The sequence below is a fragment of the Flavobacterium cucumis genome, from assembly GCF_900148835.1.
In the GTDB taxonomy this organism is placed as follows: Bacteria; Bacteroidota; Bacteroidia; order Flavobacteriales; family Flavobacteriaceae; genus Flavobacterium; species Flavobacterium cucumis.
The window spans coordinates 170,439-189,749 of sequence record NZ_FRYK01000003.1 but is presented as its reverse complement, the minus strand read 5'-3'; the positions used below and the strand labels follow the sequence as shown (position 1 = coordinate 189,749).

Sequence of the window (19,311 nt, the reverse complement as noted above, 5' to 3'; positions counted from 1 at the left end):
CAAAATTACTAAAATAAGTAGATTTTTGCTTACATTATAAAGAATAATATTAAGTTTATTTTAACTGAACCTTAACAAGCTAATCTAATAATTACTAATATTTTTGTTTTCGATAATAAACTTCATCATTGAATGACCCAAAACTATTTTAAATACATAACCTTATCATTTTCAGCAATTTTACTTTCGCTTACCTCTTGTAAAAGAGACTTTGCTTCAGATGATTATGTTGCTTACTTTGGAGGTGAAATCATAAATCCCCAAGACAAATATGTGATTTTCATGAAAGACAATGAAGTTGTGGATACTATTTTTTTAGACAAACAAAATAGATTCATACACAAATTTGATTCTTTAGCACCTGGTTTGTATACCTTTAAACACCATCCTGAATATCAATATGTTTATTTTGATAAAAACGATAGTCTTATGGTACGTCTGAATACTTTTGATTTTGATAATTCAGTAGTTTTTTGTGGAAGAGGTGATGAAAAGAATAATTTTTTAATGGAATTGTATCTTAAAAACGAATCCGATAAAGAATTAATGTATGATACTTTTGATAGAAATGTTAAACAGTTCATCAAAAATATAGATTCAAGTTATGCTATAAGAAAATCTTTTTATCTCAAGAAAAAAGCAGAAATTGGTTGGGGTGAAGATTTCGATTTAATTGCCAAATCAAGTTTAGATTTTCATCACATAACCAAAAAAGAAATTTATCCATATGCACACCAATTTAGAACTGGTGAAAACATTAGAAAATCTTTACCTGAAGACTATTACAGCCATCGAAAAAATGTAGATTTTAACAATGAGGTTTTAACGACCTATTCCCCATATGTTCGATATGTAAGTGTCATGTTGAACAATCTTTCATTACAGAATAATAGAAAAGATTTAAATGAAAACTCTTTAGACAACAATATTACTAAGTTAAATATTTCCGATACTTTAATCAAAAATCAAAGGGTAAAAAATAATGTTCTTAAAAATGTAGCTTTGATGTATTTGTTAGAGGACCAAAACATGTACAATAATCAAAAATTTATTGAACGTTATTTGGCATTGTCTACTGATGAAAAGCAAGAACAAGAAATTAAGGAGATTTATAACGCTGTTCAGAATTTAAAAATTGGAAATATACTACCCGAGATAAAATTGATTGATAAAAACAATCAAAATGTTTTGGTTTCGGATAGAAAAAAACCTGCTGTTTTGTTTTTTTGGACAACTCTTGCAGAATCACACTTGCTTTCGTCTCACAAGAAAGCAGCTGAATTCAAAGCAAAATATCCCAACTATGACTTTATAGCGATCAACGTTAATGACACCGAATATAAATGGAAAGAAGCTCTTAAGAAATATAATTTAAATCAATTTACAGAACTTCATTCAACTGATTTTGAATCGATCAGAAAAAAATGGGTGATTACAAAAATTCACCGGGTGATTATTGTTAATGCTGATGGCACTATAAAGAACGGTTTTACCAATTTCTTTGATGTTAACTTCGAAGAAAATTTAAAATAAATTATAGATTGTTGTGGTTAACTATTTGTAATGAAAAAAGCGTTCTATTATTAGAACGCTTTTTGATTTTAATACCTGTAGAACTTATTTATTCCCTTTCTCGTAATCTGCAATAAACTGAGCAATTCCGATATCTGTTAATGGATGTTTTAACAATCCTGTAATAGATGATAAAGGACCTGTCATAACATCAGCACCAATTTTAGCACAGTTAATCACATGCATTGTGTGACGCACAGAAGCCGCTAAAATTTGAGTTTCAAATCCGTAGTTATCATAAATTTGACGAATTTCATCAATTAAATTTAAACCGTCTGTAGAAACATCATCTAATCTTCCTAAGAAAGGAGAACAATAAGTTGCTCCCGCTTTTGCAGCCAATAAAGCTTGTCCAGCAGAGAAAATCAAAGTAACATTAGTTTTAATTCCTTTATCAGAAAAATATTTACAAGCTTTAACCCCTTCTTTAGTCATAGGCAATTTCACTACAATTTGCTCATGCAATTCTGCTAACTCTTCACCTTCTCTAATCATTCCTTCTAAATCCATTGCATTAACTTCTGCACTTACATCACCGTCAACAATGTTACAAATGTCTACGTAGTGTTTTAGGATATTGTTTTTTCCGGTAATGCCTTCTTTAGCCATTAGCGATGGGTTTGTAGTAACGCCATCTAAAATTCCTAATTCTTGTGCTTCTTTAATTTGTTCTAAATTAGCTGTGTCAATAAAAAATTTCATCTTTTTTAAATTTTAAGTATTGTGTGTTGTTTTGAAATGCAAAAGTAAGAAATCAAAACCACATTAAAATGATAAAATAAAAAAACCGCTCCAAAAATGAAGCGGTTTAGTAGAAGCAAAAAGAGATTACGCTTTTACATTTGAAGTTGATTTAACAGCCAAATTGTAAATAACCAATCCAAATCCAATTTTATTAATAGCATCTGCAATGTTGTAGGCAACATCCACACTTCCTTTACCCAAGAAGCTTGTATACCATCCCTCTGTTCCTAACATGTAACCTAATGGGTAGATAGCCCATCCCACTAGTACAAACCAACACAAAATTTTATGAGAAGCTAAAACATCACCACCTGCAGCAACTGCTAATTTTGATGCTTCACCTAACCAAATTTCATAAACAATCCAAAAATAAGCAACACCTGAGATGAATCCCCATAATGCAGCCTGATTACTAAAAATTGTTTCCCCAAAATAACCGGTAACTAACATAATAATTGATAGAAAAATCATTTTCCACAATAAATTCTGTTTTGCACCTGCAACTTTTAAAATTAAATAAAACTCAAGACACATTAATGGTACCGTTAATACCCAATCAACATATCTAAAAAAAGTTGGTGATTCTTGAAAAGCATTCCAATAATCACGCATGTAGAAATAATGAACCGCGGCAATAAAAGTAATCAAACCTGACACTAATACTGATGTGCGCCACTTTTTATCAAATTGACTTAATGATAAAAAGAAAAATGCAGAAGCAGCCATCATAGCCATACTCCCAATAAAGAATGTAAAACCAACATAATCATTTGGTAGCATCTTAGCTACACTAGCTGAAAAAAACATAAAATTTGACATAATAAATAGTTTTTATTGATTTGTTTAAGTAAATTTACTAAAGATTAAACGAAATAAAAAATATTTTGTTTAAATTTTTAAAAAAAATATTGAACAAAAAAATAAAAAAATGTATAAAGTACAGCAAATATCGGTCTTGACAAGCTTTTTAGCACTTTGGCTAACATCTTATTTATCAGACGATAACCAAGTTATTCTGGGATTTTTACTAATTTTTACCTTTGGAATTTTACATGGAGCTAATGATTTGGTGTTAATAAATCATTTGGAAACTAAAAAAAAGTATACTTTCATAAAAATATTGACTTCCTACGTAACAGTAGTCTTGATTTCTGTATTTCTGTTTACTAAAATTCCAATATTAGCATTGCTATTATTTATATTAGTAAGTGCTTATCACTTTGGAGAACAACACTGGCATCATTTAATTAAGGATTGTAATAAAAAACTAATTAAAATGTTTCAGTTAGTATATGGACTTGAAATTCTAATGTTATTATTTGTTTTTAATCAGGAGGAAGTAATTGAGATTATCAATAAGATAGCTCAAGTTAAACTATCAAATAATTTAATTATTAATGCATTCCTTATTATAACAACCTTATTACTAGTAACTACTGTAATAATTTATAGGAAATCGCATTTAATAAAAAAGTGGGGTGTGGAGCAATTATTTTATCTTTTCTTACTATGTATTCTATTTAAATCCTCGAATTTAATATGGAGTTTTGCCATTTACTTTATTTTTTGGCATAGTATCCCATCTATTTATGAACAAATTGTGTTCTTATATGGAAAGTATAACCTTCAAAATTTTGTAAGATACTTAAAAACCGCTTTTTTTTATTGGTTATTTTCTATCATGGGTATAGGAATATTATTCTTTACAGCGAAAGATATGATCATCTTTGATGCTTTATTTTTCTCATTCTTGGCCTCAATAACGTTTCCACATGTATTGGTAATTGTAAAAATGTATGAAAAATAAAACGGTTTGATTTAATTCTTCAAATTCAATTTCATCAAGATATCTGTTTGCTCATCATCTCCTAATTTAAAAAAATGTCTATCAAATGCTTCAAAACCATTTTTCTTATAGAAACGGATTGCCCGTAGGTTTTCTTCCCAAACGCCCAACCAAACATAATCAACTTTTTTCTGCTTGGCTACATCAATAGCCTTATCGAACAACAATTGTCCTACGATTTTACCGTGAAACTCTTTGGAAACATAAATTCGTTCTATTTCTAACGCTTTATTGTCTTTTAATTCGGTTTGCGAATCGCCATAATTAAGTTTCAAATAACCAATTACTTCCTGATCAAAAATCGCAAAATAAAATACCGAATTTTTATTACTGAGTTCCGTTATTAATCTTTCGACAGAAAAGCTTTCCTCCAAATATTTTTGCATGTTTTCTTCTGAATTACTTTCCGAAAAAGTTTCAAAAAAAGTTTTTCTTCCAATTTTTTGAAGCTTTTCAATGTCTTGTAATTCGGCTTTTATGATAGAGATGTTTAGCATGATTAAATATTTTATGAGAACGATATTAATTTAGAAGCTGAAACAAGTTCAGGTTGACAACTTCTTTCACCCTTCACCCATCCCCTTTTACCAATCTACAACTTATAATGATTCATCAACATTTTTTCATACACCGTATCCGGCAAAATGCGTTTTAAAACAATAGAAAACTTTTGCATGAAAGCCCCAACTTTATAATGCACTTTTGGTTTTTCTGTTTGAATAATAGCAAAAATTGCTTCTGCCATTTCGTTTGGATTACTTCCGCTATCCACGTGCGAATCCATTTCTTTTAAGGTGTTTCCGTAAGGAACTTCATAAGCTGAACCTTTTACCACTGGCGCATGATAACGACCTGCAGCAATGTTCGTTGCGAAATCACCTGGAGCCACATTGGTAATTTGGATTCCAAAGGATTTTACTTCCATTCGTAAAGCTTCAGTAATTAATTCAAGAGCGCCTTTTGAAGCGGAATAAATGCCACGATAAGGCAATCCCATATAACCAGCAATTGAAGTAATATTAATGATTAAACCCGATTTTTGTTCTCGCATTTGAGGTAAAACTGCTTTCATCACTTCAATTGGACCAAATAAATTCGTCTCAAAATTGTTTCTGATTTCTTCTGTTGGGATTTCTTCAATTGGTCCCGTAATTCCTACTCCTGCATTATTAATTACAATATCCAATCGTCCAGATTTCTGGATAACTTCAGCTACACAATTAAAAATACTTTGCTTATCGCGAACATCTAAAGCTACTAATGGAAATATTGAATTCGTGATTTTTTCAGGATTTCGGCTTGTGCCATATACCACAAAACCTTTCTGGTGCAAAAACTCGCCAATTGATTTTCCAATTCCTGATGAACCACCTGTAATTAATACTACTTTACTCATTTTTCTGTGAATTATAGTGCGAAAATACGGCTTTATATTATTTCAAGGAAATTCCTAACCCAACTTTCTCCGAAAGCAATACTTTTCCTTTTTCGATGGTACTTCCAAAAGCGATGTCGTTAGCAATTAAATTCGCGCCATCTAAATCTACATAATCCACTAACGGAACCAAAACAGCTCCAGCTGAAATTCCAACGGTAGATTCCGTCATGCAGCCTATCATGATTTTGAAATCGTTTGCTCGAGCTTCTTTGATTAGTTGTAAAGCTGGAGTCAATCCACCCGTTTTGACTAATTTAATGTTGATAGTTTTATAATGCGATTTTAAATCGGAAAGTTTTGTTTTTTCTTGGTAATCTTCATCTGCCATCCAATTCGCAAATTTGGAAGCATTCAAATGAGAATAATTTGAAATTCCAGTTTTCATGGGTTGTTCCATATAAGTAAATTGAGCTGATAACGGATTTTCTTCCAATTTCTGACATTCGGAAATAGAGAAGCTTCCATTCGCATCTAAAGCGATTTCTTTTTCGCAATTCAACAATACATCCAACGCTTTTTCATCGTAATGATTCCATTTTACTTTGAATTTATTCCAATCTGATTTTGCGATTTTTTGCAATTGTTCTTCAATTGGTGCAACACTTATCGTGATGGAAGATTCGGTTAATTGCTTTATTTTAATCGAATTTAATTCTAAGAAACTCTTATTTTCTAACTTCCCAAATAAATCCCAATACGCACAATCTAAAGCAGAGCGTAAAAAAGAATGTAGCTTTAAACTTTCTAAAAAAGCATAAAATTCGGAAGGATGCTTTATGGATTGTTTTTCGATTTGAGCTTGAATTTCGACTAATTTCTGAGTGAAATCGGCTAAATTAATTCCGTAGTAATCAATTGCGGTGCATTCGCCATAACCTGTCTTTCCGTTTTTGGAAAGCGATATAATTAAGGCTTCTCTAAACGAGTAACTTCCATAACTAATTGAAAATGTTTCTTTTAATTGTAAGCGAACAATTTGCCAAGTGATTTGCATAGGAATTAGAATTGGAGTAAAAATAAAAAATCCCGAACAATCGGGACTACAATTCATAAGAAACAAAAAATGGCAAGCGACCTACATCGCACCGCTACAACCACATACCTTTGCTGTGTTCCCACCCTGGAGGAGTCTGCAGGAGCTGGTCGTGTAGGACTTGCCGGTGCAAATATACAACCTTTTTATATTTCTGCAAGGCAATTGTGAGTATAAAAAATGATTGTATATTTACGATATAAAATAATTCAACCATGTTAAAAGTTAAGCTATTCGCTTTCATAGTATTAGGAATTGTTTCTACCTCATGTAAAGACGATGAAAATGCATTAAAAAATTTATTTTCAATTGAAAATCCTACTATAAAACCTATTCTTAAGCTAGAAGAAAGCATTGATTTGGTTCTTCAAAACAAAGAAAATAAAACAATCGATTCTGTTGTTTACTATATTAACGAAGTTAAAATTGGTTCGGTAAAAGGAAATGAAAAATTATCTTTTGCATTAAACAATCAGAAATTAGGCAACCAAACGATTAAGGCTTTAGTTTATTTTGAAGGACAAAATATTGATATCACTTCTGGATTTTCAATTTACGCTAATGCCGAACCAAAGATTTTGAATTATAAAATTGTCAATACATATCCGCATGACATTAATGCTTACACGCAAGGTTTTGAATTTTATAATGGCGTATTATTAGAAGGAACTGGTCAATACAAAGAATCAACTTTAAGAAAAACCGATTATAAAACTGGAAAAGTAACCGAACAAATTAAGTTAGAAGACAAATATTTTGGCGAAGGAATTACAGTTTTAAAAGACAAAATCTATCAACTAACATGGCAAGAAAAAACAGGTTTCGTTTATGATGCGAAAACTTTTAAATTAGAAAAAACGTTTTCATTTGAAACCGAAGGATGGGGAATTACCAATGACGGAGAAAAATTATACATGAGTGATGGAACTGAAAAAATCTACATTTTAAATCCAGAAACCTTAAAAGTTGAAGATTATATTAACGTTTATACAAATGGTGCTAAGATTGAAGCCGTTAATGAATTGGAATGGGTTAATGGAAAAATTTGGGCAAATGTGTATCAAAAAGATGCTATTGCTATTATAAATCCTAAGAATGGTTCTATCGAAGCTATTATTAATCTAAGCGAATTAAAAACAAAGGTTACAAAACATGCAGAAATAGATGTTTTAAATGGAATTGCTTACAATCCTGCAACAAAAACGTATTTTGTAACGGGTAAAAATTGGGATAAAACTTTTGAAATTATTGTTGAGTAAATTTACTCAAAGTTTATAAAAAAGTCTCAATTTGAATATGCCCCAAAAAGTTAGATACTATTTGGGGCATTTTTATTTTTAAATTTTACTCGTAATAATTTCGAACCATTTTTTAGCAATTCTAAATTCTTCTCCGATGATGAAATTTTTTGCATCGGCATGAAAGAATACCAAATTAATTTCTCTATGATTGCTTAATGTTAAGTACAATGCTAATTTGTTGATTTCATGGTTGTTTTTAGGAGTATTTCCATGTTTGTCAAACTGAACTAAAGTACATTTTTTAACTTCTCTTAAATCAACAACCTCATTAACTTGCTTATCGTCTGCTTTTCTAAAGTATGCTAACATATCGCCTTTTAATCCAATTCCTGAATTGTTTGCCCAAAAATCGGTATCTGAGAACTTAGTATTTTTATCTGATGATAATTCGTTTAAGGTATTTAATAATTGATTTTTTCTTTTTCTAACATTGTTATTGATGATGAAAATAGGAATAATGATTAATGAAAAAAATACGATTCCTATTAGAGTGTTGGTAATATCCATTTTGAATTTATTTTAAATTAAGTGTATAATAAGATTTCCCAAGTATACTATTTACAAGGGATTAACGAAACTTAAAATAAATTTTACCAAAAATAATGAAACGGAAAAATGATTCTAGATGTGTTTAAAAACAGATGTAAAAGGTTCTTCTTAACAAAGAAAACTTCAAAACTATTTTTATTAAATATTTCTAATTGAACGAAGGAAGTTGGTAATAAAAACGAAGGAATTTGTTTTCTAGCAATTTCCGTTGAACCCGAATAATTTTGACTCGTTTTTAATGAAATCGATTCTTTTTGAATTCCTTCTTGATTAAAATCAATTTTTCCTTGACTAAAATGAAGCGAAATTTCTTTTGTAGATTCCTTTTTTATCGGTTGAGAAATAGCCGAAGTATCATTACTATGTAACAACAGATAACCGAATACGAAAATGGTTAAAGCGGTAACAATATAATGAGCGACTCTTTTCAATTGGTTTATTTTTGCAAATGTAAATATAAATGAACTACTTAACTAATTTAGATACAATTTCAGAAACGGGCAAAATAGCTTTGGTATCTTCAATACTTGGTCCAGCTACCCAAACGGTTTTATAAGTTACTTGTGTAGCTGCTTTTTCGGTAGCTTTCATTCCAATATAAAAGCGAATCATTTTGACCCATTTTTTAAGACTCTTATTTTTATTTAGAAGTGTTTCTAACCACGTTTGTTTGGTTCCTACTTTTTGAACATAAGGGGTGTTAATCACCGTACAAGGCGTACCTGAGATACGTTCTGTCATTACAATATCTTTTGCACCATAATCGACGCATGCTTGCTTGTAATCTTGTGAAACACCAGATTCAATTGATGCAATAAACGGACTTCCTACAGAAACGCCTACAGCCCCGAAACTTAACATTTTATCTAAATCGGTCTTACTACCTACTCCACCAGCAGAAATTACGGGTAATGATGTGTTTTCATTTAATTGCTTAATTAAAGTTTCCGGATCAATATTACCTCGATGTCCACCAGCTTGATTGTTCACTGCTACAAGTGCATCCGCACCTAAACTTTCTACTTTTTTGGCGAAAGCTAAATCCGTAACATCACAAAAAACTTTGATTCCTGCTTTATGAGCTTCTATGATTGTTTCTTCTGGAGAACCCAATGATGTCAGGATAAAATCCACTTTTTCTTCACACAAAATACGCAATTGTTCTTTGTATTTTACATTGGATTTATTGACTATTAAATTGAATCCGAAACTTCCTCCTGAAACTTTAGCGGCTTTTAATTCTTGTATTGCAGTTTTTAATTCTTCTAAAGTTCTATAATTTAAAGCAGGAATACAACCTGCAACACCACTTTTCATCCCTTCAATAACCATTCTAGTATTGGAAACTAAAAACATAGGTGCCATGATTACTGGATGTGTAATTTGCAAAAGCGAAGTAAGTGCTTGTTTTTTCATTATATTATATCTTTTTTGAATTTCAAATATAGTAAAAAATACTATGCATGCATATAAAAATTATTATTTTGTTCTACAAACGCTATTTTGTGAAAACATTTGTTAAAAATCATAATAAAAACTTAATTATTATACAATCACTACGAATTTAAATAAATTTGGTTCATAACCATTGTTAAATTAAATTATGATAAAAAAATTAACCTTATTAAGTTGTTTGCTTTTACTCTTTAGTGCAAGTGATGTTACTGCTCAAAGAAAGAAAAAAGTTAAGAAAGGTCAGGTAACAGAAGCTCCTGCAGAGGCAAAAAAACCTGACAACAAAAAGGAACCAAAACCTTACAAAAAAGTCATTGACACTACTGCTGTTACACAAAACGGTTTAATTGATGTTCACAAAGTAGGTGACAAATACTTATTTGAAATTGCCGATTCTTTGATTGGTAAAGAAATTATGACAATTACCCGTTATTCTAAAACTCCAGCAGGAGGTGGGATTTTTGGAGGCGAGGAAGTAAATCGTCAAGTGATAAAATTTGAAAAAGGTTTAAATCACAACATCTTAGTGCGTTCCGTTACTTATGTTATTGCAACTCCAGATGAAGACAAACCTATTACGAAAGCTGTAAAAAATTCAAGCGCTGATCCTATCATTGGTAATTATGATGTTTTAGCATACAAAAAAGATGCAAACGGAAAAGAGAATGTAGGATATGTTATTGATATGACTGCTGCTTTTGATTCTGATTTACAAACTTTTTCTCTTGGATCAATTGATAAACAAATGCTTAAAGTTCAGGCCTTCCAAAAAGACCGCTCTTTTATTCAAACCATTAAAAGTTTCCCAATTAATACCGAAATCAGAACTGTAAAAACATATACCACAGTTCCGAGACAAATTTCGCTAACGCCAACACCAAGAATTGGGACTGATTTACCTGCTGGTGTAGATGCTGGTGTAGTTACTTTTGAATTTAATACTTCTATGATTTTGTTACCACAAAAACCAATGAGAAAGAGAGCTTTTGATAAGCGTGTTGGTTATTTTGCTAATGATTATGATGTATTTGAGGAGGATTCTCAAAAAGCAGACAAAGAAGTTTTTGCTGTAAGATGGCGATTAGAGCCTAAAAACGAAGAAGATGCAGAAAAACAAAAAAGAGGTGAATTAATTGAGCCTAAAAAACCAATTGTTTATTATTTAGATCCTGCAACACCAGATAAATGGAAACCTTACATCAAACAAGGTATTGATGATTGGCAAGAAGCTTTTGAATTTGCAGGTTGGAAAAACGCTATTCGTGGTGAATATTGGCCTGAAAATAATCCAGAAATGAGTTTAGAAGATGCTCGTTTTTCAGTGTTACGTTATTTTGCTGCTGATATACAAAATGCATACGGACCAAATGTACACGACCCTAGAACGGGAGAAATTTTAGAAAGTCACATTGGATGGTATCATAACATCATGAGTTTATTGCGTGATTGGTACCTGATACAAACTGCAGCTGTAGATCCTGCTGCAAGAAATATCAAGTTTGATGATAAACTAATGGGCGAATTAATTCGTTTCGTTGCGGCTCACGAAGTGGGACATACTTTGGGATTACGTCACAATATGGGTGCAAGTTTTGCTACTCCAGTAGAAATGTTAAGAGATCCTGAATTCCAAAAGAAAAACGGTCACACCTCTTCTATCATGGATTATGCTCGTTTCAACTATGTTGCACAACCAGAAGATGGCGTTAAAGATTTATTTCCTAAAATTGGAGATTATGACAAATGGGCTATTAAATGGGGTTATTCTTACTTCAAAGATGCAAAAGATGAAGATAGTGAGAAAGCCTTGTTAAATGAAATGACCAAAGACGCTTATAAAAATCGTCGTTTGTGGTTTGGTACCGAAACAAATCCATACGATCCTCGTTATCAAACAGAAGACTTAGGAGATAATGCGATGAAAGCTTCTGAATACGGAATCAAAAACTTAAAAAGAATTTTACCTAATCTTATCGTTTGGAGTAAGGAAAACGGGGAAGATTATGATGAATTGAACGGATTGTATAACTCATTAACAGGTCAGTTCAGACGTTATATGGGGCATGTTACTAAAAATGTGGGTGGTATCTACGAAACACCAAAAACATATGACATGGAAGGAAATAAATATGAAGTGGTCCCTTCTACAATTCAAAATGAAGCAGTAGCTTTCTTAAACGATCAATTGTTTAAAACACCAATGTGGTTATTGGATCAAAATGTTTTGTCAAAAATTAAACCTGAAAATGGTGTTGAAGCAATTAAATCTATTCAAGATGGAACACTTTCTAGCTTGTTAGCTGGAGATCGATTAGTTAGATTGTTAGAAACTTCGTCTCAAAACAAAGCAAACTATTCTGTAGACGAATTGATGAGCGATTTGAGAAGAGGTATTTTCTCTGAATTGAGAAGTAACACAGCTGTTGATATTTATCGTAGAAATTTACAAAAACTGTTTGTTTCAAAATTAATCGAAACCATGTCTAGCGAAAAAACAAATGTAACTTTCTTTGGTGGAAGAAGAATTGTTTTAGCAGATACCGATATCCCATCTATTGCTCGTGGTCAATTAAACGAGTTAAAAAATCAGTTAAAAACAGCTGCGGCAGTTTCTACAGATCGTTTAACTAAATTCCATTTAAATGATTTAGTAGCAAGAATTGAAAATGCAATGAAGCCTAAATAATTTAGGATATTAATAAACAACAAAAAGGGATAACATTTCAGTTATCCCTTTTTTATTGTAGGCTATTAAAAATTATTTTTTAAAATTAGAAATTCCTTCTTCTAACCATTTTTTGTATTCATCAACATTTGGTGTATAACCAATTTGCTGCGTGATATCCTTTCCGTCACTATCTAAAATAATGTAATAAGGTTGTGCGTTATTTTTATATCGTGTAATTTGATAATCACTCCATTTGTTACCAATGGTCACTATTTCTTTACCTGTTTCTTTGGAAACGTATTGTTCTTCTTTAGGTAATTCGCGTTTGTCATCAACGTACAACGAAACTAAAACTACTTTATCCTTTAAAATAGCTAAGATTTCTGGCTTCGACCAAACAAAATCTTCCATTTTTCTACAATTTACGCAAGCATGACCCGTGAAATCTAATAAAATAGGTTTTCCAACTTTCTTTGCATAGGCTAAACCGTGTTCATAGTCATGAAAAGCGATAATTCCATGTGGTCCTGAATGAGCATTCTCTGGAAGTGCAACAGCTGCTGTGGTATTACCTACAGAAGCTCCTACTCCATTCGGACTTTCACTATAGGTCATTGGTGGCGGAAATCCTGAAATAATTTTTAAAGGAGCACCCCATAACCCTGGAATTAGATAAATCGTAAATATCGATACAAAAATTGCCATAAACAATCTTCCAACAGATAAATGAGTCATTGGACTATCATGTGGTAGCGTTAATTTTCCAAACAAATACAATGCCCAAGCTCCAAAAATAGCAATCCAAATAGCCAAAAACACTTCTCTTTCTAATAAATGGGCTTGCACTACCAAATCGGCATTCGACAAAAATTTAAACGCTAATGCTAACTCCAAAAATCCTAATGAAACTTTAACGGTATTTAACCAGCCACCTGATTTTGGCAATGAATTCATCCAGCCTGGGAACATTGCAAACAACATAAACGGTAAAGCTAAAGCTGACGAGAATCCTAACATTCCAATAATTGGCGCTAAACCTCCTTTGGATGCTGCTTCTACTAATAAAGTACCTACAATTGGACCTGTACATGAGAACGATACAATTGCCAGTGCCAATGCCATAAACAAGATTCCTATAAATCCTCCTCTATCCGCTTGTTGGTCAACCTTATTGGCCCAAGAATTTGGTAAAACAATTTCAAACGCTCCTAAAAATGAAGCTGCAAAGAACACTAATAATCCGAAGAAAATTAAATTAAACCAAACGTTTGTAGAAAGCGCGTTTAAAGAATCTGCTCCAAAAATTCCAGTTACTAAAGACCCTAAAATTACATAAATTAGTATAATTGATATACCGTATAAAATTGCATTTTTCTTTCCTTCAGCCTTAGTTTTGCTTTGCTTGGTAAAGAAACTTACCGTCATTGGAATCATTGGAAAAACGCAGGGTGTTAACAAAGCTGCAAATCCCCCTAAGAAAGCCAAAAAGAAAATAGACCATAATCCTTTTTCTTCCGTTTTTGGAGTCGAAGTTGTCGTAATTTCTTTTGTTGGTTTTTCTGGTACTACTACTGAAGCGGTTGTTGTATCAATAATAACAGTTGCTGTATCGGCTGTAACAACATTTGATGGCACAACTTCTTCTACCTTAATTTCAGGCAGTTTAAAAGTAAACGTAGCATCTTGCTGAATACATTGTTCCTTACAAACTTGGTATTCCACATAAACTTTTACCTCTTTTAGTTTGGGATTGGTAACTTTTATGATTTGTTTGAACTGAGCCGTTTTAGCAAAGTAATATTCGTCAACTTCAAAAATATCGTTGTATACTTTTTTATAGGGACTTTCTTTGGTTTTCCCAACTAAATCAAAGTTACCCTTAGCATTTTTGTAATCAAAGACTGTTGGAAGTGGTCCGTTTTCTGGTGTAAATTGCGAATACATGTGCCACTCATTTTCGATAGTAGCATCCATAATCAATTCAAATTCAGTGGCAGATTTTTGAACAACTTTCGTCTTCCATTGAACTGGATTTAAAATTTGTGCATTTCCAAAAAATCCAAAAATTAAGGCGATTAAGGCAAAATATTTTCTCATTCTTCTAAGGTGATTTTAATACAGTTTTGTGTTTTTTCTTTTAATAAAAATCGATTATCAGCTCGCTTTCCAATTACCCAAACAATTTGGTCTTCCGAACATAATAACCATTGGCTTTTTTTATCTAAAAGTGAATATTTTTCATCTTTGAAATACTTACTCAATTTCTTTTTTCCATTCATTCCAGAGGGATAAAAATAATCTCCTTCTTTCCACTTTCGAATGGTCAATGGAAACTTAAGTTTGCTTTCATCTACAAATATACAATTGGAATGTCGTTCCATTGTGTTAACTCCTTTATAAAACCTAAGTTTTAAGGGAATATTAACTTTACTATCCAAAGATTCAATACTAAAAACTACAGCCTTATCTGTTGGTTTTCTCTCGGAAAGGATTAATTTCTCACGGTCTTTCAACACAACATGGGTCTCTGAAAACACTTGCTTTCCTGATTGTGCATGCACCAAATCATAAAGATCATTCCAAGCCGAAAAGCCATAATTTTTAAGCCATTGGTACAAATACGCTTTGTGATTTTGGAATTGAAGCAATGGTTTCAAATGAATTACCAATTGACTTTCCTTCTTTTCAACAACCTTTTCATAAACCATGTTTGAAGCATCTTCAACCAAACGCTCTGATTCTTGCAAATGGTGTAAGGTATTTTGAAAAGAATCTAAAAATCCCGTATTCAATTCTTTTAATATGGGAACAATGTCGTGACGCAATTTATTTCTAAAATACTTATCCGATGTATTGGTGGAATCCTCTCGCCATTTAATGTTATTTTCTTTAGCATAATTTTCAATTTCTTCACGTGAAAAAGGCAACAACGGACGAATAATGTTTTCATTTTGAGCTGGAATTCCCGTTAATCCTTCTAAGCCAGTTCCTCTAGTAAAATTGATTAAAAACGTTTCTACGTTATCATCCAAATGATGTGCCGTTAAAACATAATCAAATCCAAATGAAATAATTTCTTGAAACCAATCATAACGCAACTTTCGAGCGGCTAATTGAATGGATAGTTTATTTTCTTTAGCAAAATCGATTGTATCAAACGTCTTGATAAAATAAGGAATGTCGCTATCTTGACATATTTCTCTAACTAACATTTCATCTCCATCACTTTCTTTTCCTCGCAGTTGGAAATTGCAATGTACTACGCCAATAGTAAACCTCAACTTATAAAACAAATCCAACAAAACCATACTATCAATGCCGCCACTAACCGCTAAGAGCATTTTTTTTCCTTTTAGTTGAGGAAAATTTTGTGTGATATGATTTTGGAGTTTTGTAAGCATTATCAAAAGTAATTAGTAAAAAGGGAATAGGGATTAGTTTTCTGATAATTTATTCATTAATAAATTTAGCATTTTTTCGATTTCAATAGTCAAATTATTAATTTCTTTACAATCTTCCCTTGAAATAAAAACTAAATTTATTGCGATTTCTATTTGGGTTTGACATTCAAACAAAGAACCTCTTGAAATCTGCAAAAATCTTGAATAATCTTTTTTATAATTTCTGCCATACCTTCAGCTCTATTTGAAGGAATAGCGACTAAACTTTTCCTAATTTGTGAAATTAACCCAAACTTTTCACTTTTAGGGATTTTTGATGTTGGAGAATAAACCGATGTAACCCAACTCATCGATTTTTGCCAAACTATTAAATCTCTATAACTTTTCATGTTTATTGTTTTTTACTTTTCCATAATCCCTTATAACTTTTCGTTAGCTTAAAACCTCAAACATCGCTTTTGCTTTCAACAAACATTCTTCATACTCATTCTCAGGAAAGGCTTGAGATGTTATGGCACTACCTACTGAAAAAGACAAATACTGCTTTTTTGAATTGTATAAAATACTTCGAATGACTACATTAAAATCAAAATCGCCATTTGGAGTAAAATAACCCACTGCTCCACTGTACAATCCGCGTTTTGTTTCTTCCAATGTTTCTATGATTTGCATGGCTGAGATCTTTGGCGCACCCGTCATGCTCCCCATAGGAAAAGTAGTTCTTAGAATTTCAATGGGAGATGTTGTATTTTCTACTTCGGATACAACTGTAGAAATCATTTGATGTACTTGCTTAAAAGTATAAATCGCACACAATTCTTCTACTTGAACGCTTCCTTTTGTTGCGGTATGCGATAAATCATTTCGAACTAAATCGACAATCATGATGTTTTCAGAACGCTCTTTTTCGTTTTGAGCTAAATCAAATTTTAATTGTTTGTCTTGCTCTAAATCGAAACTTCTTCTGGCCGTGCCTTTAATGGGTTGGGAAATGACTTTATTTCCTTCTTTTCTTAAATAACGTTCAGGTGAAGCGGAAAGTAAATAGTGAACATTATTCTTGAAATACACCGCAAATGGTGAATCGGAAATTGCATTCAGTTTTTGATAGATTTCCAAAGGTTCGATTTGAGCATTTTCGGCAAAAAATTCCATGCAGAAATTCGCTTCATAGATGTCGCCACGGTGAATGTGTTCGAGCATTTTGGAAACTTTGGAAAGGTAATTTTCTTTTGAAATTCTCTGATTTATTGTAATTTCTCGCAAAATCGCAAAGTCGCAAAGTTCTGTTGAAATAATAGCATTGAAATCCGTTTCTATTTCATCATCACACAATCTCAAATACTGGATTTCGACTTCATTATCTTTTATTAAAAACAACTTTTTGGGTTGAAAGAAAAACAAATCTGGGAATTCTAATCCGTCGAAATTGTTAGAATGTAAAGCTTCGGTATCGTTTTTTAAATCATAAGATAAATAGCCAAACAACCAATCTTTGGCTTGACTTTGATACTGATACAAATCTTGAAAGGCATTTTCGTAATCAGTTTTAATTGAAGTAAAAGCATCAACTGCTAAAACTGCATCGTAACTCGAATACTTTTGATGATACTGGTTCGAATCTAAAAAAACAACTTCTCTGTATTGGTTGGCCCAAATTAAAAGTTGTTTTTTAAAAACTAACGCATTAGTGATTTTCTTAGAAAATATGGCTCTCAAGGTTAATAAATTAAGAAATCAAAAATACGACATTAAATCTTAAAAGAAAACCCATTCTTTCGAATGGGTTTTCTTTTTTTTTTAAATTCTTAATCAATCAACTCTATTGTCATATTACATCCGTTAGCAATAAGAAAAGCACTGTTTCCATTCCCATTTCCACCACCATTTTGAAAATAGACCGGGGTACCTGCAAGAGATACTGTCTGACCAGCTGTCAAATTCACAATAACATTAGCACTCAAAGAAATTCTCTCGTTTACATTTGGATTTAACCTTGTGACACTCAATGAAGCTGGTATTACATTATTACCTAGAAGTAAATTATATGTTAAATCAACCTCTCTATTACTATTGTTCAATAAAGTTAATCTATATGAGATTCTATATCTTCCAGTGGTTAAAATTGTAAAACCTGTATTACTAACTGTAATATTTGATGATGCATTAGTTGAACCAAATGAAACACTATTTGTTCCGTTTGAAATAATACGATTTACATTATTATAAATATCAGCATATGCTTTTAGACCTGGAGAATTTGTCCAACTAGCTCTACCAGTTGCGTCAGAAGTTAACACTCTACCAGCGCCTTGTGTACCATCTACTATTTTAACAGAACCGTTAATGTGCAAACGTTCATCTGGAGTATTTGTTCCTATACCCACTCTATTGTTAGTATTTGTTGAACTTCCTAAAATTATAGAATTGGATTGTGTTGCAATTGCTTGATATCCAATAGCAGTTGCATTTTGTGCACTTGCATTCGCTTCATTTCCTAAAGCAGTCGCTTGTTGACCTGTTGCTCTTGAACTTGTTCCGAGTGCTAAAGCATTGTTTGTATTCGAAACAGAATTTACCCCAAAACTGTAGGATTGAAAACCTGATGCGGCTGCATTGGTTCCAAAAGATAATGTGTTGTTAGCTGTTGCGCTAGATTGAAAACCTATAGCTGTAGCTTGAAAACCTGAAGCGTTAGAAGCCTGTCCAATAGCAATTGCTTGATTACTGGTTGAAGATCTTGCTCCTGAACCAATTGCAATTGAATGATTATCATTTGCAAGAGCACCTACTCCGAAAGCGATGCCCCCATTTGGATGGAATCTACCAACTTGTTGGTTATTCACTCTAAAATGCAAGGGTTGATAATTTGTACTTCCAAGAAATTCACTTCCCGTTGTTAAAGTATTTCCATTTAAACCCCATCCTGAAGTGGGTGTAGTCGGAATAGTGGATTGTGACAAAGCACTCCAAGAACCTCCTTGCCAAAAATAGAATCCAGGAGTTACATCATTTTGAGTAGCCAAGTTGTAAACCATTAAGCTTAAGGCTGGGTTTGGAATCGTAACATTGTCTGTAGTTGATGTTAGATTGACTCTAGGAATCAACAAACCAGCATTAGTACTTCTAATATCTAACATTGAAGAGGGATCTGGAGCAGTTGTACCAATTCCTATTTGAGCATGAGAAACAATTGAAGTAAATACAAAAAACAGAAGTAATTTCTTAATCATATTTTATTTTTTTTGCAAAATTAAACCTTAACTACCTAATTAAAAAGCCTGATACACTGTTTAACAATTAT

General features: G+C 32.0%; 16 protein-coding genes, 1 other RNA gene and 1 pseudogene. 4 read left to right on the top strand and 14 right to left on the bottom strand.

From position 1 onward, the window contains the following. The first annotated feature begins 132 nt into the window (after positions 1 to 132). A complete protein-coding gene (locus tag BUE95_RS09705; RefSeq protein WP_073583885.1) occupies positions 133 to 1,533 on the top strand; it encodes a TlpA family protein disulfide reductase in 1,401 nt (466 codons plus the stop codon). A gap of 84 nt (positions 1,534 to 1,617) precedes the next feature. On the opposite strand, the gene fsa is transcribed toward BUE95_RS09705, so the two are convergent. Both fsa and BUE95_RS09695 read right to left on the bottom strand, forming a co-directional pair. Next, positions 1,618 to 2,274, bottom strand: a complete 657-nt coding sequence (gene fsa, locus BUE95_RS09700) for a fructose-6-phosphate aldolase (RefSeq protein WP_008257736.1) — start codon at positions 2,272 to 2,274, stop codon at positions 1,618 to 1,620. Between the two features lie 126 nt (positions 2,275 to 2,400). Further along, complete coding sequence (locus tag BUE95_RS09695; protein ID WP_073583883.1) at positions 2,401 to 3,135, bottom strand: bacteriorhodopsin-like; 735 nt, start codon at positions 3,133 to 3,135, stop codon at positions 2,401 to 2,403. Positions 3,136 to 3,244: 109 nt separating this feature from the next. On the opposite strand from BUE95_RS09695, the gene BUE95_RS09690 reads away from it, so the two are divergent. After that, positions 3,245 to 4,123 carry a Brp/Blh family beta-carotene 15,15'-dioxygenase gene (locus tag BUE95_RS09690; RefSeq protein WP_073583881.1) on the top strand — a complete coding sequence of 293 codons (879 nt, stop codon included), beginning with the start codon at positions 3,245 to 3,247 and terminating at the stop codon, positions 4,121 to 4,123. Between the two features lie 11 nt (positions 4,124 to 4,134). Here the strand turns inward: BUE95_RS09690 and BUE95_RS09685 are convergent, their stop codons facing one another. The 4 genes from BUE95_RS09685 to ffs form a co-directional block, all read right to left on the bottom strand. Further along, a complete protein-coding gene (locus BUE95_RS09685; RefSeq protein WP_073583879.1) occupies positions 4,135 to 4,659 on the bottom strand; it encodes a GNAT family N-acetyltransferase in 525 nt (174 codons plus the stop codon). A 95-nt stretch (positions 4,660 to 4,754) separates the two neighbouring features. Continuing rightward, positions 4,755 to 5,558: an SDR family oxidoreductase gene (locus BUE95_RS09680; RefSeq protein WP_073583877.1), complete on the bottom strand. Its 804-nt coding sequence runs from the start codon at positions 5,556 to 5,558 to the stop codon at positions 4,755 to 4,757. A gap of 37 nt (positions 5,559 to 5,595) precedes the next feature. After that, positions 5,596 to 6,594, bottom strand: a complete 999-nt coding sequence (locus BUE95_RS09675; RefSeq protein ID WP_073584194.1) for an enolase C-terminal domain-like protein — start codon at positions 6,592 to 6,594, stop codon at positions 5,596 to 5,598. Between the two features lie 68 nt (positions 6,595 to 6,662). Next, positions 6,663 to 6,760: signal recognition particle sRNA small type (ffs, locus tag BUE95_RS09670), an RNA gene on the bottom strand. Between the two features lie 88 nt (positions 6,761 to 6,848). Between ffs and BUE95_RS09665 the strand changes: the two genes are divergently transcribed. Next, positions 6,849 to 7,892, top strand: coding sequence for a glutaminyl-peptide cyclotransferase (locus tag BUE95_RS09665; RefSeq protein ID WP_073583875.1), 1,044 nt, complete (start codon positions 6,849 to 6,851; stop codon positions 7,890 to 7,892). 78 nt (positions 7,893 to 7,970) lie between these two features. Here BUE95_RS09665 and BUE95_RS09660 read toward each other — a convergent pair whose 3' ends face one another. From BUE95_RS09660 to BUE95_RS09650, 3 genes are all read right to left on the bottom strand, one after another. Then, the gene (locus BUE95_RS09660; protein ID WP_073583873.1) at positions 7,971 to 8,441 is read right to left on the bottom strand and encodes a hypothetical protein; all 471 of its coding nucleotides are present in this window, start codon (positions 8,439 to 8,441) and stop codon (positions 7,971 to 7,973) included. Between the two features lie 83 nt (positions 8,442 to 8,524). Next, entirely contained in the window at positions 8,525 to 8,914 is a 390-nt protein-coding gene (locus tag BUE95_RS09655; RefSeq protein ID WP_073583871.1) for a hypothetical protein, read from the bottom strand. A gap of 34 nt (positions 8,915 to 8,948) precedes the next feature. Next, positions 8,949 to 9,899: an NAD(P)H-dependent flavin oxidoreductase gene (locus BUE95_RS09650; RefSeq protein ID WP_073583869.1), complete on the bottom strand. Its 951-nt coding sequence runs from the start codon at positions 9,897 to 9,899 to the stop codon at positions 8,949 to 8,951. Between the two features lie 187 nt (positions 9,900 to 10,086). Here BUE95_RS09650 and BUE95_RS09645 point away from each other — a divergent pair, with 187 nt between their 5' ends. Continuing rightward, entirely contained in the window at positions 10,087 to 12,624 is a 2,538-nt protein-coding gene (locus BUE95_RS09645) for a zinc-dependent metalloprotease (protein ID WP_073583867.1), read from the top strand. 72 nt (positions 12,625 to 12,696) lie between these two features. Here BUE95_RS09645 and BUE95_RS09640 read toward each other — a convergent pair whose 3' ends face one another. From BUE95_RS09640 to BUE95_RS09620, 5 genes and pseudogenes are all read right to left on the bottom strand, one after another. Beyond that, positions 12,697 to 14,703 (bottom strand): protein-disulfide reductase DsbD family protein, encoded by a 2,007-nt coding sequence (locus BUE95_RS09640; protein WP_073583865.1) that lies wholly within the window; start codon positions 14,701 to 14,703, stop codon positions 12,697 to 12,699. Continuing rightward, the gene (tilS, locus tag BUE95_RS09635; RefSeq protein WP_317041533.1) at positions 14,700 to 15,947 is read right to left on the bottom strand and encodes a tRNA lysidine(34) synthetase TilS; all 1,248 of its coding nucleotides are present in this window, start codon (positions 15,945 to 15,947) and stop codon (positions 14,700 to 14,702) included. Before tilS ends, BUE95_RS09640 begins: the two co-directional genes overlap by 4 nt. Positions 15,948 to 16,040: 93 nt before the next feature. Further along, positions 16,041 to 16,357, bottom strand: a pseudogene (locus BUE95_RS09630) (four helix bundle protein). 82 nt (positions 16,358 to 16,439) lie between these two features. Further along, complete coding sequence (locus BUE95_RS09625; RefSeq protein WP_073583861.1) at positions 16,440 to 17,726, bottom strand: anthranilate synthase component I family protein; 1,287 nt, start codon at positions 17,724 to 17,726, stop codon at positions 16,440 to 16,442. Positions 17,727 to 17,815: 89 nt separating this feature from the next. Further along, positions 17,816 to 19,240, bottom strand: a complete 1,425-nt coding sequence (locus BUE95_RS09620; RefSeq protein WP_073583859.1) for a hypothetical protein — start codon at positions 19,238 to 19,240, stop codon at positions 17,816 to 17,818. Between the last annotated feature and the right edge of the window lie 71 nt (positions 19,241 to 19,311).